This is a genomic window from Streptomyces canus (assembly GCF_030816965.1).
Taxonomy (GTDB): domain Bacteria; phylum Actinomycetota; class Actinomycetes; order Streptomycetales; family Streptomycetaceae; genus Streptomyces; species Streptomyces canus_E.
Map to the genome: position 1 here is coordinate 3539550 of NZ_JAUSYQ010000002.1, position 12920 is coordinate 3552469.

Here is a 12920-nt window from a genome sequence, read left to right on the forward strand (position 1 = left end):
CGCGCTACCTGTCATTCATCTTGCACTGCCAGTAACGACGATCGTGCCGGAGTTCAGCGGCGGCGCAGCTTCTTCAGGCACCGGTGTCCGAGTACCCGTATGAGTTCCTTCGACGGCGTCTGGTGCACCGTGCGCGCCTTGGCGGGCGAGGTGTGCCGCACCGGCGTCTCGGCCGCCGCGGCGAGCGCCCCGTACAGCGCCCGGGCCGCCACCTCGGGGGCGATCCGCGGGGCGGGGACGCCGTCCAGGGCAGGCAGCTTCGGTACGGCGGACAGGAGCCCCGGATCACCGACGACCCGCACACCCAGGTCACCGATACGCCCCACCATCTCGGCGCCGACCTCGGCGGCGGCCTCCACGGCCCACTCGGGAGTGAGGATCTTCACGTCTTCGGACGCTGGACTGCACGCGTTCTTCATATGCATGACCGCGCCGTTGCGGATGAGCTTGGAATACAACTCGTCCGGCAGTCCATTGCCGCGGAATTCCTTGTTAAGATTCCGCAGCATTTCGGTCTCGGCGAGAGTAAGAGAGCGATTCGCCGCATCCGGAACGGGCTGGAGGAGATTCTCGGGCAGCCCGAGGAGTTGTTCGAAAGTGCGCATCAGGCCCTCGCGGTCGCAATCGTCGACCACGACGACGGTGATCCGCTCCGCACCGACCGCCCGGGCCCAGCGCTCCACGAGCCGGTCGTGCCGGTGGCGGCGCCAGAAACTGGGGTTGGGCTGCTCGTAGGGCGCCTTCCTCAGCATGTGCGTGAGCCAGTCGTCGTAGCCCATGCGCAGACCGTTCTGCACGTACTGCTGCCACTGCGAGGGCATGATCTTCACCAGCGGACGCAGAGTGACCAGCACGTGGACGCTCCCCCACTCTCGGCTTCGCTCGAGCGGGGGGACCCCCATCCCGCCGAGCTGCTCGACGATCCGCGCGATCGTGTCGTCGCCCTCGGCGTCGGCGAAGAACTCGCTGCTGATCACCGAGGTCTTCCCGCCGGTGGCCTCGACCTGCTCCAGCAGCCGCGTCCAGTGCTTCTCGGTGGGCACGGTGTCGCCGATCATCGCGGGCCTCGCGCACGCGGCCGGGGCGGCTTCCATGGGGTGTCTGCTGTGCGCCGGGAACACGACGCCGTGCTCGGGCAGCAGGTCCTTCGCCGCGAACAGCGCGCCCTGGATGGCGGTCGTGCCGGTCTTGTGGGGGCCGATGTGCAGCAGGCGCGTGCCGGCGGGCAGCGGATCGGTCACGCCGTTCACCGGAAGGTCGTTACTCGTACAGTCCGTCTCCATAGTCAGAGGACGGTAAGAGAAGTGCCTGAGCGTTACCTGAGAGGAGCGTGGGACCGTGATGAAGACCAGGCCCCTCTCAGGCAACGTCCTCACACCAAACGGACTCCGGGCTTGCCCGCGTCCACCCGGAGCCGCGCCAGCGTGCTGGGCGTCGCCTGCGGCTTGACCACCGTGTCCACGACCCGGACCTGGGCGTCGATGCCGTGCCGGTCGATGTCGAAGAGGTGGTAGCCGCGGTGCGCGTCGATGACCTTCCAGTGCGGATTGTCGGCCTTCAGCGGGTCCCACTGGGCGTGGAAGGCGGCCTGGTCCTGGTCGCCGTTGCTGGAGATGGACGTCCCGACGAACTCGGCGCCGACCACCCGGGAGGACGGGTCGGCGTAGTCCTCCTTGAGGTCGCTGATCATCGTGAGGTGACGGTCGCCCGAGAGCACGACCGGGTTGCGCACGCTTCTGAACTCCTCCAGGAGCGCGTTGCGCTCGACCTGGTAGCCGTCCCAGGCGTCGTAGTACCAGAGCTTGCCCTCGCCGAGCAGGATGTCGGTCTCGGCCATCATGATCTGCGAGGCGATGACGTTCCAGCGGGCCGGTGAGTCGCGCAGCCCGTCCAGGAGCCACTGCTTCTGCTCGGCGCCGAGCATGGTGAGCGAGGGATCCTGGGCGGCCGCCTGACCGGTGACCTGGTCGCTGCGGAACTGCCGGGTGTCGAGCAGGTTCAGCCGGACCAGACGGCCGAACTCCAGACGCCGGTACATCTGGATGTGCGGGCCCCCGGGGAAAGCGGTGGCACGGACCGGCATGTGCTCGTAGTACGCCTGGAAGGCCGCGGTCATCCGGGCCACGAACGCGTCGTGCTGCTGCTTGTCGGGGTCCTGCGGGATCTCGCCGGCCCAGTCGTTGTCGACCTCGTGGTCGTCGAAGGTGACCACCCAGGGCGTGCTCGCGTGGATCTCGGCGAGGTCAGGGTCGGTGCGGTACTGGGCGTACCGGTTGCGGTACTGGACGAGGGTGTACGGCTCCCCCGTGCCCTCGTGCCGGCGCGGACCCGCCGACGACGGCGCCGACTCGTAGATGTAGTCGCCGACGAACAGCACGACGTCGGGGTCCTGGTCCAGCATGTCGGCGTACGGCGTGAAGTAGCCCTGCTGCCAGTTCTGGCAGGAGGCGAGCGCGACGCACAGGCTGCCCTGGGAGGTGTGCCGGGCGGGGGCGGTGCGGGTGCGGCCGGTGCGCGAGAGCTGGCCGTCGGCGCGGAAGCGGTACCAGTACGTACGGCCCGCGCGCAGGCCCCGTACATCGACGTGCACGCTGTGTCCGAACGCGGGCAGGGCCTGGGCGGTGCCCCGGCGGACCACGGTTCTGAAACGCTGGTCCTCGGCGAGTTCCCAATCCACCGGCACCACCCTGTCGGGCATACCTCCGCCGTTCAGCGGGTCCGGGGCGAGCCGGGTCCAGAGCACGATGCCGTCCGGCAACGGGTCACCGGAGGACACACCGAGGCTGAACACACCGTCGGGCAGCGGGGTCTCCGCCGCTCGCGCGGTACCCGGCAGCCACAGCTGGGCGGAGGCGGCGGCACCGAGCACGGCGGCGCCTGCGGTCAGAAAGCGGCGTCGGCCGGGTGATGCTGCTCCGTACATGGGCGAACTCCCTTGCGTCGCTGACCTCTTGGACACCCTGGAAGCTCACGCTTCGGGGGGATCCGGGCGTTGAACCAGAGCGTCCGCGTACATGACAAACAGGTAGACAACAGAAGAGCCGTTGCGACTCGGGCATCACATGATGAACGTGATCCCGGCGCAACGGCCTTCAAGACACTGCCGACTGACGATCTTTTGGGTTTCGTTGACGAAGCCCCAGCCCAGACGGGCCTTCGCGGCGGGCGTACCGAGCAGGGTGTGGCCGAAGGTGAACGTTCCGTTCGGTGCCAGGGTGGCGGCCGGAAGCGGCGCACCGCCAGGCGACACGACGTACTCCCGCCGGGAGCGGAAGGGACCCCACGCATCCCGAGCCGGGGCTCTCGCCCTGGGCGCCGACCGCGACCTCGGCCAGTCCGTCGCCGTTCGCGTCACCTACATGGACGGATGCTGTTCTGCGTGACCACCTGGTGGGAGCCGGCGCCGGTCAGCTCGTCGGCCCGGCCGCTGAGCACGACGCCGGTGCCCACGTCGAGGTACCCGTCACCGTCGACGCCGGCCAGCTGGATGTCGGTCCCGAAGCCGTCGCCCCGCTCGGCGGTGCCGGCACGCCGGGGCTGTCCTGGTTGACGAACTGCGCGGCCACACCGTCGGGGGCGCCCGAGGCACCGGGTATCCAGGTGATACGGCCGCCCTTGGCGCGGTAGGTGTCCCCTCGTAGCCGTCGACGGCCCGGCCCGGCCCGGCCCCCGCCCACGACGATGTCGTCGCAGCCGTCCCGATTCACGTCACTTGAGGTCGCCGACGGCCGGGTTGAGGACACGGCTGTCGTAACTGTCCTTGACCACCTGGCGTTTCCCGGTGGCCGAGCCGCCGCGGGTGAAGGGCCCGCCGATCGCCGACAGGTCGTGCTGAGCGCCCACGGTCAGCAGGTCGCTCGCGCCGAGCCGGAGGCGACGACCAGGTCCGTGTATCCGTTCCGGTCCAGGTCGGCGGTGGTGAGCGCGCTGCCGAACCGGTGGCCCACCTCGGCGGTGCCCGGTGTCCCCGCGCTGTTCTGGCTGAACACCTGCTTCGTGGAGGTCTTCAGGTCGCTCGCCGAGCCGTACAGCACACCGACGAACCCGGCCTTCGCCTTCCCCACGACGGTCCGGTCGGGCGCGGCCACCGCGAAGTCGGCGCAGCCGTCGGTGGGCAGGGTGACGATCCCGCCGAGCGCCAGGGCGACGGCGAGCCCGTGCGCCACCCTCTTCGTGGCACGCACATGCCACGTTCCTCCTGTGACAGTCGTACGGATTGCCCCGTACGACTGTCAGGAAGGGCCGTTGGCTGTCCTTCGGTATGCCGGGACGTCGCCCGGCATTCACTCAGAAGGGCTCGAAGTCGTCGAACTCCTGGGTCGCCTCGTCCCGTTCGGCCTGCTTGTCGCGGCGGCGCTGGGCGGCCGGCCGGGGTGCCTCGAAGCGGTGGTCCTCGCCGCGCCGGCCGAGCATCTCGGCGCCGGCCATGACGGTCGGCTCCCAGTCGAAGACGACCGCGTTGTCCTCGGGGCCGATGGCGACGCCGTCGCCCGAGCGGGCGCCCGCCTTCATCAACTGCTCTTCCACACCGAGGCGGTTGAGGCGGTCGGCGAGGTAGCCGACGGCCTCGTCGTTGCTGAAGTCGGTCTGCCGCACCCAGCGCTCCGGCTTCTCGCCGCGCACCCGGTACAGCCCGTCCTCCTCGCGGACCACGGTGAAGCCCGCGTCGTCCACGGCCTTGGGCCGGATGACGATCCGGGTCGCCTCCTCCTTGGGCTTGGCGGCCCGCGCCTTGCCCACCAGCTCGGCGAGCCCGAAGGACAGCTCCTTCAGCCCCATGTGCGCGACCGCGGACACCTCGAACACGCGATAGCCGCGCGCCTCCAGATCCGGCCGCACCATCTCGGCGAGGTCCTTGCCGTCCGGTACGTCGATCTTGTTCAGGACGACGATGCGGGGACGGTTGTCGAGGCCGCCGTACTCCCTGAGCTCCGCCTCGATGATGTCGAGGTCGGAGAGCGGGTCGCGGTCGGACTCCAGCGTGGCGGTGTCCAGGACGTGCACGAGGACACTGCAGCGCTCCACGTGCCGCAGGAACTCCAGACCCAGGCCCTTGCCCTGGCTGGCGCCCGGGATCAGGCCCGGCACGTCGGCGATGGTGTAGACGGTCGAGCCGGCGGTCACCACGCCCAGGTTCGGGACCAGCGTGGTGAAGGGGTAGTCGGCGATCTTCGGCTTGGCCGCGCTCAGCACCGAGATCAGCGAGGACTTGCCCGCGCTCGGGTAGCCGACCAGCGCCACGTCGGCGACGGTCTTGAGCTCCAGGACGATGTCCTGGAGGTCTCCCGGCACGCCGAGCAGCGCGAACCCGGGGGCCTTGCGGCGGGCGGAGGCCAGCGCCGCGTTGCCGAGGCCGCCGCGGCCGCCCTGGGCGGCGACGTACGAGGTGCCGTGCCCGACCATGTCGGCGAGGACGTTGCCCTGCCGGTCGAGGACGACGGTGCCGTCCGGTACCGGCAGGACCAGGTCCTGGCCGTCCTTGCCGGAGCGGTTGCCGCCCTCGCCGGGCTTGCCGTTGGTGGCCTTGCGGTGCGGGGAGTGGTGGTAGTCGAGCAGCGTGGTGACGGACTGGTCGACGGTGAGGATCACGTCACCGCCGCGACCGCCGTTCCCGCCGTCCGGGCCGCCGAGCGGCTTGAACTTCTCACGGTGGACGGAGGCACAGCCGTGACCTCCGTTACCCGCGGCGACATGCAGTTCGACGCGGTCCACGAAGGTGGTCATGGTTCGGTGCCTCCAAAAACGTCACGAGTACTACTGGCTTAACACGCGAAAGGCGGACCCGCCTTCCCACCAGGGAAGTGAGGTCCGCCTCGCGAAAGTTTCCGATCAGGCGACCGGAACGATGTTCACGACCTTGCGGCCACGGCTGGTGCCGAACTGCACCGAACCGGCCTCGAGGGCGAACAGCGTGTCGTCGCCGCCACGGCCGACGCCCGCGCCGGGGTGGAAGTGGGTGCCGCGCTGGCGGACCAGGATCTCGCCCGCGTTGACGACCTGACCACCGAAGCGCTTCACGCCGAGGCGCTGAGCGTTGGAGTCACGACCGTTACGGGTGGACGATGCGCCCTTCTTGTGTGCCATCTCTCCTCAGTCCCTTACTTCGCAGCCGCGGGGATCTCAGTGACCTTGATCGCCGTGTACTGCTGGCGGTGGCCCTGACGACGGCGGTAGCCGGTCTTGTTCTTGTAGCGAAGGATGTCGATCTTGACGCCCTTGTGGTGGTCCACGACCTCGGCCTGGACCTTGATGCCGGCCAGCACCCACGGGTCGCTGGTGACAGCTTCGCCGTCGACAACGAGCAGGGTCGAGAGCTCGACCGTGTCGCCAACCTTGGCAGTGGAAATCTTGTCAACCTCAACGATGTCGCCGACAGCAACCTTGTGCTGGCGACCACCGCTGCGCACGATGGCGTACACGCGGATCTCACTCTCTCGCTCGGGAACGGCACCCCCGCAGTCCAGCCGCCCGGCCGAGAGCACGGGCGACCTCTCCCGGACAGCCGGAGCACCCGGAAGGAAGAGGTTTACGGGGATGTGGCGGCCACGATGGACACGCCGACGCTCAAGGCTACGGGGCCCCGGCGTGGGGGTCAAATCGGACCTCGAGCCGGTCGGGAAACGGGAGCGGCCGCGGCGCTGAATCAGAATGGCGCCCGCCGGGCCGTGGGTACCCGGCCCGGCGGACCAGCCGGTGTCAGCCGGTCACCGCTCGGATGCTGCGGCTGATCGGCGCGAATGCCGAGCGGGGGCGGCGCAGATTGCGGGCCCGCACGAGGGCCGGCCAGAAGTCCGCCCCGAGCAGGATCTCGCCCTGGACGGCGTTCTTGCGCAGCAGTACCTCCTCCGGAACGACCTGCGGGTCGTCGGCGCGGTACTCCTCCATGATCTTGTCGTAGTTGTCCTTCAGCACGGTGCTGGTCGGATCGGCTCCGAAGACCGCCACGACACCGGTGGGCTTCGTGTCGAGCTCCACCACCACCAGATCGGGGCGGTAGCGCCGCAACACCTGCGCCACCTTGAACACGTCGCCGGTCCACATGCCCGTGTGCCGGTCGCGGGCCGCCTCGTCGACGTTGCGCGGCAGCATGTCGTCCAGCACGATCACACTGGACCAGCGCGAGTGCCGCTCGACGTTCATGAAGTCCCGCAGCGCGAACTCGAAGAGGTGCATGCCGTCGATGAACGCCATCTCGATCCGCGGGTCACCGCCCAGGAAGTTCAGCGGATCGCGGCGGGCGAGCGCGCGGAACGGGTTGCGGCCGTTGCGCAGGTGGATCAGCGGGTCCTTGCGACCGAAAAAGTCGTCGCTCGTGGCCTTGACCATGTGCACATCACAGCTGACCTCCGACGTCACCTTGAACGCCGGGTCGACGGCGACCGTGGGAACGCGGGACAGCGTCAGACTGCGGCCGTCGTTCACTCCGATCTCAAGGTAGTTACGGGGGCGATAGACCTTGTGCAGTTGGCGGAGAAACCCGTGCCGATCCACGTAAAGTGCGCCCTTCAAGGTGGTTGACGACTAAGCGATTTACGGAAGCTAGCCGGGGTTCGACCGGGGAGTAAACACCTACCGGACAGTAACTTCATAGGCTTTCAGAGTTCCGAGCGATAGGCGACGCAGTCCTCGTAACGGGGCAGCAGGCCCTGTGCCGCCGCCTCCGCCAGCGTCGGAGCGGCGGCGTCCTTGTCCGAAAGCAACGGCTCCACATCCGCCGGCCATTCGATGCCCAGCTCGGGATCGAGGGGATGGATGCCGTGCTCCCGCCCCGGCGCGTAGCCCTCGGAACAGAGGTAGACGACGGTCGCGTCATCGGTCAGCGCCAGGAAGGCGTGTCCGAGGCCTTCGGACAGGTAGACCGAGGCGTGTGTCTCGTCGTCGAGACGGACCAGCTCCCACTGCCCGTAGGTGGGAGAGCCGACCCGGATGTCGACGACGGCGTCGAGCACGGCGCCGCGTACGCACTTCACGTACTTGGCCTGGCTCGGCGGCACGTCGGCGAAGTGGACCCCGCGGAGGGTGCCGCGTCGGGAGACCGAGCAGTTCGCCTGGGCAAGGGACAGGTCATGCCCGGTGCTCGCGCGGAAATCCGCTCCGCGGAACCACTCGTGAAAGCTGCCGCGCTCGTCCGGGAAGACGCTGGGCTCGTGGACCCAGGCGCCTTCGATCGAAAGGGGCTTCATGATGGAGCGGGACCTCCGGTTCAGGATGAGAGAACTCGTTTGACCTTCTTGGCGACCTTTCGCCAAGTGGCCTGGGAATCACGGGACTTGTCCGGGACCGGGTGCATGTTCCCGCCGATGTCGAGGGCGAGCCGCCCGTCCCTGGTCCAGTACGGAGCGGCCTGGATGTTCAGTCGCTGGGACCGCTCACCACCGCAGGGCAGCAGCTCGCTCACGGGGCCGCCCTCGATACGGGCCATGCGTTCGATCCCGAGCATCTGGACATTGACGTGGACGTCGTACAGCCCCTTGGGGAGCCGACCGCCACATGCCGCCGTGTCCGGGTCGACGCGGACGGTTCCCTTGATCTCCACAGTCCCGTCGGCGGCCACCGCCAGCTTGGACTCGACCTCGGCAAACCAAGCCTGCGACTTGTTGCGCTGACGCAGCTGGAAATCCACGACCGCACGGTTCTCTATGTCCTTGAAGGACCATTCCGGCCCGCCGTCTATCCCCTGGACCACGGCGAGGTCGAGGCCGTAGCCGTCGCCCAGCTTCCTGACCTTCACCGTGGCACCGTCCTGGTAGCGCAGCCGGGCCCGGAACGGCGCGACCAGCACACCCCGCCGCCAGCGCACCGGGCCGCTGAACTCGACCTCACTGACGGTGTCACGGTAACGCTCGGCCACCTTGCGCAGGTCCTCGACACGGTCGGCCTCGAGCAGTTCGGCGCGGAACCGCCACAGCGGCGGCAGCCCCTCACGGACGGAATCCGAGTACTCCTCGACCGCCACCTTACGGGCCGCCTCGTAGTGCCCCATGCTGAAGGGATCGCCCTTGAGGAAACCCTGTGTGGAGGTGTTCCGCAGGACTTCGACGCGGTAATTGCGCGTCAGGAAGGCGTCGCGCACCGGTCCCGGGCTCGTGTTGGCCTTGACTATCTGCGCGGTCTTGGCGAGCCAGGGATAGTAGTCACCCGGCTCGGTCCGGCTCTTGCTGTTGTTACTGCCGTCGTCGCGCTTGCTCCAGTCGTAACACACGACATCGCTGACTATCGTTATGCTCTTGGCGAGCGGATAGGCCTTGGCCAGGAACATCTGGTCCTCCAGGCGGCAGCGCCCCTCCTGGAATGTGATGTCGTTGTCGAGCAGGAACTGGCGCCGGAACATCTTGTGCGGGGTCAGCGTCTCGTACAGCTCGGCGAACTCCGGGCCGACGCTGTCGGCCGACTCACGGAAAAGACGAATCGGGCCGCGCATGTTGCCCTTGACCTTACCGACGACTATGTCGGAACGATTCTTCTGCGCCCGTTCGTACATCACCTCCAGCGCCTTCGGCCCCAAGGCGTCGTCCTGGTCGAGGAAATGTATGTACTCTCCGCGTGCGTTGGCGACACCGACATTGCGGGGACGCCCGGGCCAGCCCGAGTTCGGCATGGAGAACACCCGGAAGTTCTCCGTGTTGTCGGCTATTTTCTTCAGCCGCTCCGCGGAATCATCGGTCGATCCGTCGTCGACGAATATCACCTCGAACTCGTCCTGCGGCAGTGACTGCTTCAGGAGCGAGTTGATCGGGCGCTCGATGTAGTCCCCCGCGTTGTAGACCGGGATGATGATGCTGACCTTCACGGTCATGGGTTCCCCTCCTGGAGCTCCGCGACCAACACGGGCATCGCGCAGCTGAGACTCTCGGACCAGTCACGAATCGGTTCGATGCCGGCCTGCTGCCAGCGGTTGTGCCCGAGCACGCTGTAGGCGGGCCGGGGCGCGGGGCGGGCGAACGCCGCGCTGGTGGTCGGCCGGACCCGCTCGGGATCGGCGCCCAGCAGCCGGAAGATCTCCCGGGTGAGCCCGAACCACGTCGTTTCACCACCGCTGGTGCCGTGATAGACACCGGCGGGAGCGGTCCCCGCGAGAGCCGCCTGGCCGAGGCGCACCAGGCGGTCGGCCAGGTCGACGGTCCAGGTGGGCTGGCCGCGCTGGTCGTCGACGACGTCGAGGGTGTCCTTGACGGTCTCCAGCTTGATCATCGTGCGGACGAAGTTGGGGCCGCCGGTGCCGTAGAGCCAGGCGGTGCGCACGACGTACCCGCGCTCGATCCCCAGCACGGCCTTCTCCCCGACGAGCTTGGTGCGGCCGTAGGCGCTGCGGGGCGCGGTGGGGGCGTCCTCCGCGTACGGCTCCTGGGCGTCCCCGGCGAAGACGTAGTCCGTGGAGACATGCAGCAGCACGGCGCCGGTACCGGCGCAGGCGTCGGCGAGGTGACGCGGCCCGTCGCCGTTGATCGCGAGCGCCTCGTCCTCGCGGGTCTCGGCGTCGTCGACGGCCGTCCAGGCGGCGCAGTTGACGACCACGGCGGGCCGGTGCTCGTCCAGCGCCGCGCTCACGGCCTCGGCGTCGGTGAGGTCCAGCGCCGCGCGGTCGAGGGCGACATACCGCTCCCCCGCCTCGGCCAGCCGGGCCAGGACGTCCTGGCCCAGCATGCCGCCCGCGCCCGTGACCAGCCAGGTGCGGTTGTCGGTCACAGCGCGGCCCGCTCCTTCAGCGGCTCCCACCAGGCGCGGTTGTCGCGGTACCACTGCACGGTCTCGGCGAGTCCCTGCTCGAAGCTCTTGCGGGGCTCGTAGCCGAGCTCCTCGCGGATCTTCGTGCAGTCGACGGAGTAGCGACGGTCGTGGCCCTTCCGGTCCTCGACGTACTCGACGCTGGTCTCCCAGTCGGCGCCGCACGCCTTCAGCAGCAGACCGGTGAGCTCCTTGTTGGAGAGCTCGGTGCCGCCGCCGATGTTGTAGACCTCGCCGGCGCGGCCCTTGGTGCGCACGAGCTCGATGCCCTGGACGTGGTCGTCGATGTGCAGCCAGTCACGGACGTTGCCGCCGTCGCCGTACAGCGGGACCTTCTTGCCGTCGAGGAGGTTGGTCACGAAGAGCGGGATGACCTTCTCGGGGAAGTGGTGGTGCCCGTAGTTGTTGGAGCAGCGGGTCACCCGCACGTCGAGGCCGTGGGTGCGGTGGTACGACAGCGCGATCAGGTCACTGGACGCCTTCGCCGAGGAATACGGCGAGTTGGGCTCCAGCGGGTGCGTCTCGGGCCAGGAGCCCTCGTCGATCGAGCCGTAGACCTCGTCGGTGGAGATGTGCACGAAGGTCTTGATGCCCGCGCGGTGGGCCGCGTCGATGAGGGTGTGGGTGCCGACCACGTTGGTGCGCACGAACTCCGCGCCACCGTCGATGGAACGGTCGACGTGCGACTCGGCGGCGAAGTGGACGACCTGGTCGTGCTCGGCCATCAGCTTGCCGACCAGCTCGGGGTCGCAGATGTCGCCCTGCACGAAGGCGAAGCCCGGGTGCTCGCGCACCTCGTCGAGGTTGGCCGGGTTGCCCGCGTACGTCAGCTTGTCCAGGACGGTGATCGAGACGTCACCTGGGCCCTGAGGGCCGAGCACGGTACGGACGTAGTGCGAGCCGATGAAGCCGGCACCGCCGGTCACCAGAATCCGAGTGGTCATGAAGAGATCTGCACCTTGCTGTGATCACCGAGCACGAGCCGGTGTGCCTTGGGGTTACGGGGCGCGGGCGTGACTTCGACATCACGTCCGATGAGCGAGGCCTCCACGCGGCGCACGCCGGTCACGGACGAACCGCGCAGCACGATGGAGTACTCGATTTCGCTGTCCTCGATCCGGCAGTCCTCGGAGACGGACGTGAACGGACCGATGTAGGCGTCATTGACCACCGTGCCGGCACCGATGATGGCAGGACCGACGATCCGGCTGCCACGGACGCTGGCGCCCGCCTCGATGCGGACCCGGCCGATGATCTCGCTGGTCTCGTCGACCGTGCCCTCGTTGACCGGCTCGACGGTCTCCAGGACCGACCGGTTGACCTCCAGCATGTCGGTGACGTTGCCGGTGTCCTTCCAGTAGCCGGAGATGGTCGTGGAGCGGACGTCGCGCTTCTGGTCGATCAGCCACTGGATGGCGTGGGTGATCTCCAGCTCGCCGCGCCAGGACGGCTCGATGGAGCGGACGGCCTCGTGGATGGCCGGGGTGAAGAGATAGACGCCGACGAGCGCCAGGTCGCTCTTGGGCTGCTTCGGCTTCTCCTCCAGGCCCACCACCCGGCCGTCGGCGTCGAGTTCGGCGACACCGAAGGAGGTGGGGTTGGGGACCCGGGTCAGCAGGATCTGCGCCTCGGGCCGCTCGGCGCGGAACTCGTCCACCAGACCGGTGATGCCGCCGACGATGAAGTTGTCGCCGAGGTACATGACGAAGTCCTCGTCACCGAGGAACTCCTGCGCGATGAGCACGGCGTGGGCGAGGCCCAGCGGCGCTTCCTGCGGGATGTAGGTGACCTTGATCCCGAACTGGGAACCGTCACCGACCGCCTCACGGATCTCGTCCGCGGTGTCGCCGACGACGATGCCCACCTCGCTGATCCCGGCCTCGGCGATCGCCTCCAGGCCGTAGAACAGCACTGGCTTGTTGGCGACCGGCACCAACTGCTTGGCGGACGTGTGGGTGATCGGGCGGAGGCGGGTGCCCGCTCCCCCGGAGAGCACGAGAGCCTTCACGAAAATCCCTTTTTGTCTAAATTAAGCGTCAATCTCGGCTCACATCATAACCCTGGGGACAGGCCGGGGATTCACCAGCCATTCACATGATCGATCACCGATTGACAACTTTCTGTCAGTCGCAATAGCCACAGAATCACGAAATCCGCCCCCGGCGAACCGGGAGCGGATTTCGATCTTCAGACGG

Annotated in this window: 15 protein-coding genes; 1 reads left to right on the forward strand and 14 read right to left on the reverse strand. The window is 68.3% G+C overall.

The window, feature by feature from the left end; translation table 11 throughout:
- Positions 1–53: 53 nt before the first annotated feature.
- The 3 genes from QF027_RS17100 to QF027_RS17110 all read right to left on the reverse strand — a co-directional run bounded on the left by QF027_RS17100 (position 54) and on the right by QF027_RS17110 (position 3250).
- Entirely contained in the window at positions 54–1283 is a 1230-nt protein-coding gene (locus QF027_RS17100; RefSeq protein ID WP_307075471.1) for a hypothetical protein, read from the reverse strand.
- A gap of 89 nt (positions 1284–1372) precedes the next feature.
- Positions 1373–2923 carry an alkaline phosphatase D family protein gene (locus QF027_RS17105; protein ID WP_306981306.1) on the reverse strand — a complete coding sequence of 517 codons (1551 nt, stop codon included), beginning with the start codon at positions 2921–2923 and terminating at the stop codon, positions 1373–1375.
- Positions 2924–3058: 135 nt separating this feature from the next.
- Entirely contained in the window at positions 3059–3250 is a 192-nt protein-coding gene (locus tag QF027_RS17110; protein ID WP_307075472.1) for a hypothetical protein, read from the reverse strand.
- Between the two features lie 140 nt (positions 3251–3390).
- On the opposite strand from QF027_RS17110, the gene QF027_RS17115 reads away from it, so the two are divergent.
- Positions 3391–3627, forward strand: coding sequence for a hypothetical protein (locus tag QF027_RS17115; protein ID WP_306981302.1), 237 nt, complete (start codon positions 3391–3393; stop codon positions 3625–3627).
- A gap of 81 nt (positions 3628–3708) precedes the next feature.
- Here QF027_RS17115 and QF027_RS17120 read toward each other — a convergent pair whose 3' ends face one another.
- The 11 genes from QF027_RS17120 to QF027_RS17170 all read right to left on the reverse strand — a co-directional run bounded on the left by QF027_RS17120 (position 3709) and on the right by QF027_RS17170 (position 12733).
- On the reverse strand, positions 3709–3843 hold the full coding sequence (locus QF027_RS17120) for a hypothetical protein (RefSeq protein ID WP_307075474.1): 135 nt from the start codon (positions 3841–3843) through the stop codon (positions 3709–3711).
- A 2-nt stretch (positions 3844–3845) separates the two neighbouring features.
- A complete protein-coding gene (locus QF027_RS17125) occupies positions 3846–4184 on the reverse strand; it encodes a hypothetical protein (protein ID WP_307075476.1) in 339 nt (112 codons plus the stop codon).
- Positions 4185–4287: 103 nt separating this feature from the next.
- Positions 4288–5724 carry a GTPase ObgE gene (gene obgE / locus QF027_RS17130; RefSeq protein ID WP_306981298.1) on the reverse strand — a complete coding sequence of 479 codons (1437 nt, stop codon included), beginning with the start codon at positions 5722–5724 and terminating at the stop codon, positions 4288–4290.
- A gap of 105 nt (positions 5725–5829) precedes the next feature.
- On the reverse strand, positions 5830–6084 hold the full coding sequence (gene rpmA / locus QF027_RS17135; protein WP_057615924.1) for a 50S ribosomal protein L27: 255 nt from the start codon (positions 6082–6084) through the stop codon (positions 5830–5832).
- Between the two features lie 14 nt (positions 6085–6098).
- Positions 6099–6419, reverse strand: a complete 321-nt coding sequence (gene rplU, locus QF027_RS17140) for a 50S ribosomal protein L21 (RefSeq protein ID WP_030601628.1) — start codon at positions 6417–6419, stop codon at positions 6099–6101.
- Between the two features lie 277 nt (positions 6420–6696).
- Entirely contained in the window at positions 6697–7491 is a 795-nt protein-coding gene (locus QF027_RS17145; protein WP_307075478.1) for a class I SAM-dependent methyltransferase, read from the reverse strand.
- Between the two features lie 104 nt (positions 7492–7595).
- Positions 7596–8183: a dTDP-4-dehydrorhamnose 3,5-epimerase gene (gene rfbC / locus QF027_RS17150; RefSeq protein ID WP_307075480.1), complete on the reverse strand. Its 588-nt coding sequence runs from the start codon at positions 8181–8183 to the stop codon at positions 7596–7598.
- 20 nt (positions 8184–8203) lie between these two features.
- The gene (locus QF027_RS17155) at positions 8204–9796 is read right to left on the reverse strand and encodes a glycosyltransferase family 2 protein (RefSeq protein WP_307075482.1); all 1593 of its coding nucleotides are present in this window, start codon (positions 9794–9796) and stop codon (positions 8204–8206) included.
- Entirely contained in the window at positions 9793–10686 is an 894-nt protein-coding gene (rfbD, locus tag QF027_RS17160; protein WP_306981290.1) for a dTDP-4-dehydrorhamnose reductase, read from the reverse strand. The genes QF027_RS17155 and rfbD overlap by 4 nt, the downstream gene beginning before the upstream one ends.
- Positions 10683–11669, reverse strand: coding sequence for a dTDP-glucose 4,6-dehydratase (gene rfbB, locus QF027_RS17165; protein WP_306981288.1), 987 nt, complete (start codon positions 11667–11669; stop codon positions 10683–10685). The genes rfbD and rfbB overlap by 4 nt, the downstream gene beginning before the upstream one ends.
- A complete protein-coding gene (locus QF027_RS17170) occupies positions 11666–12733 on the reverse strand; it encodes a glucose-1-phosphate thymidylyltransferase (RefSeq protein WP_306981286.1) in 1068 nt (355 codons plus the stop codon). Before QF027_RS17170 ends, rfbB begins: the two co-directional genes overlap by 4 nt.
- Between the last annotated feature and the right edge of the window lie 187 nt (positions 12734–12920).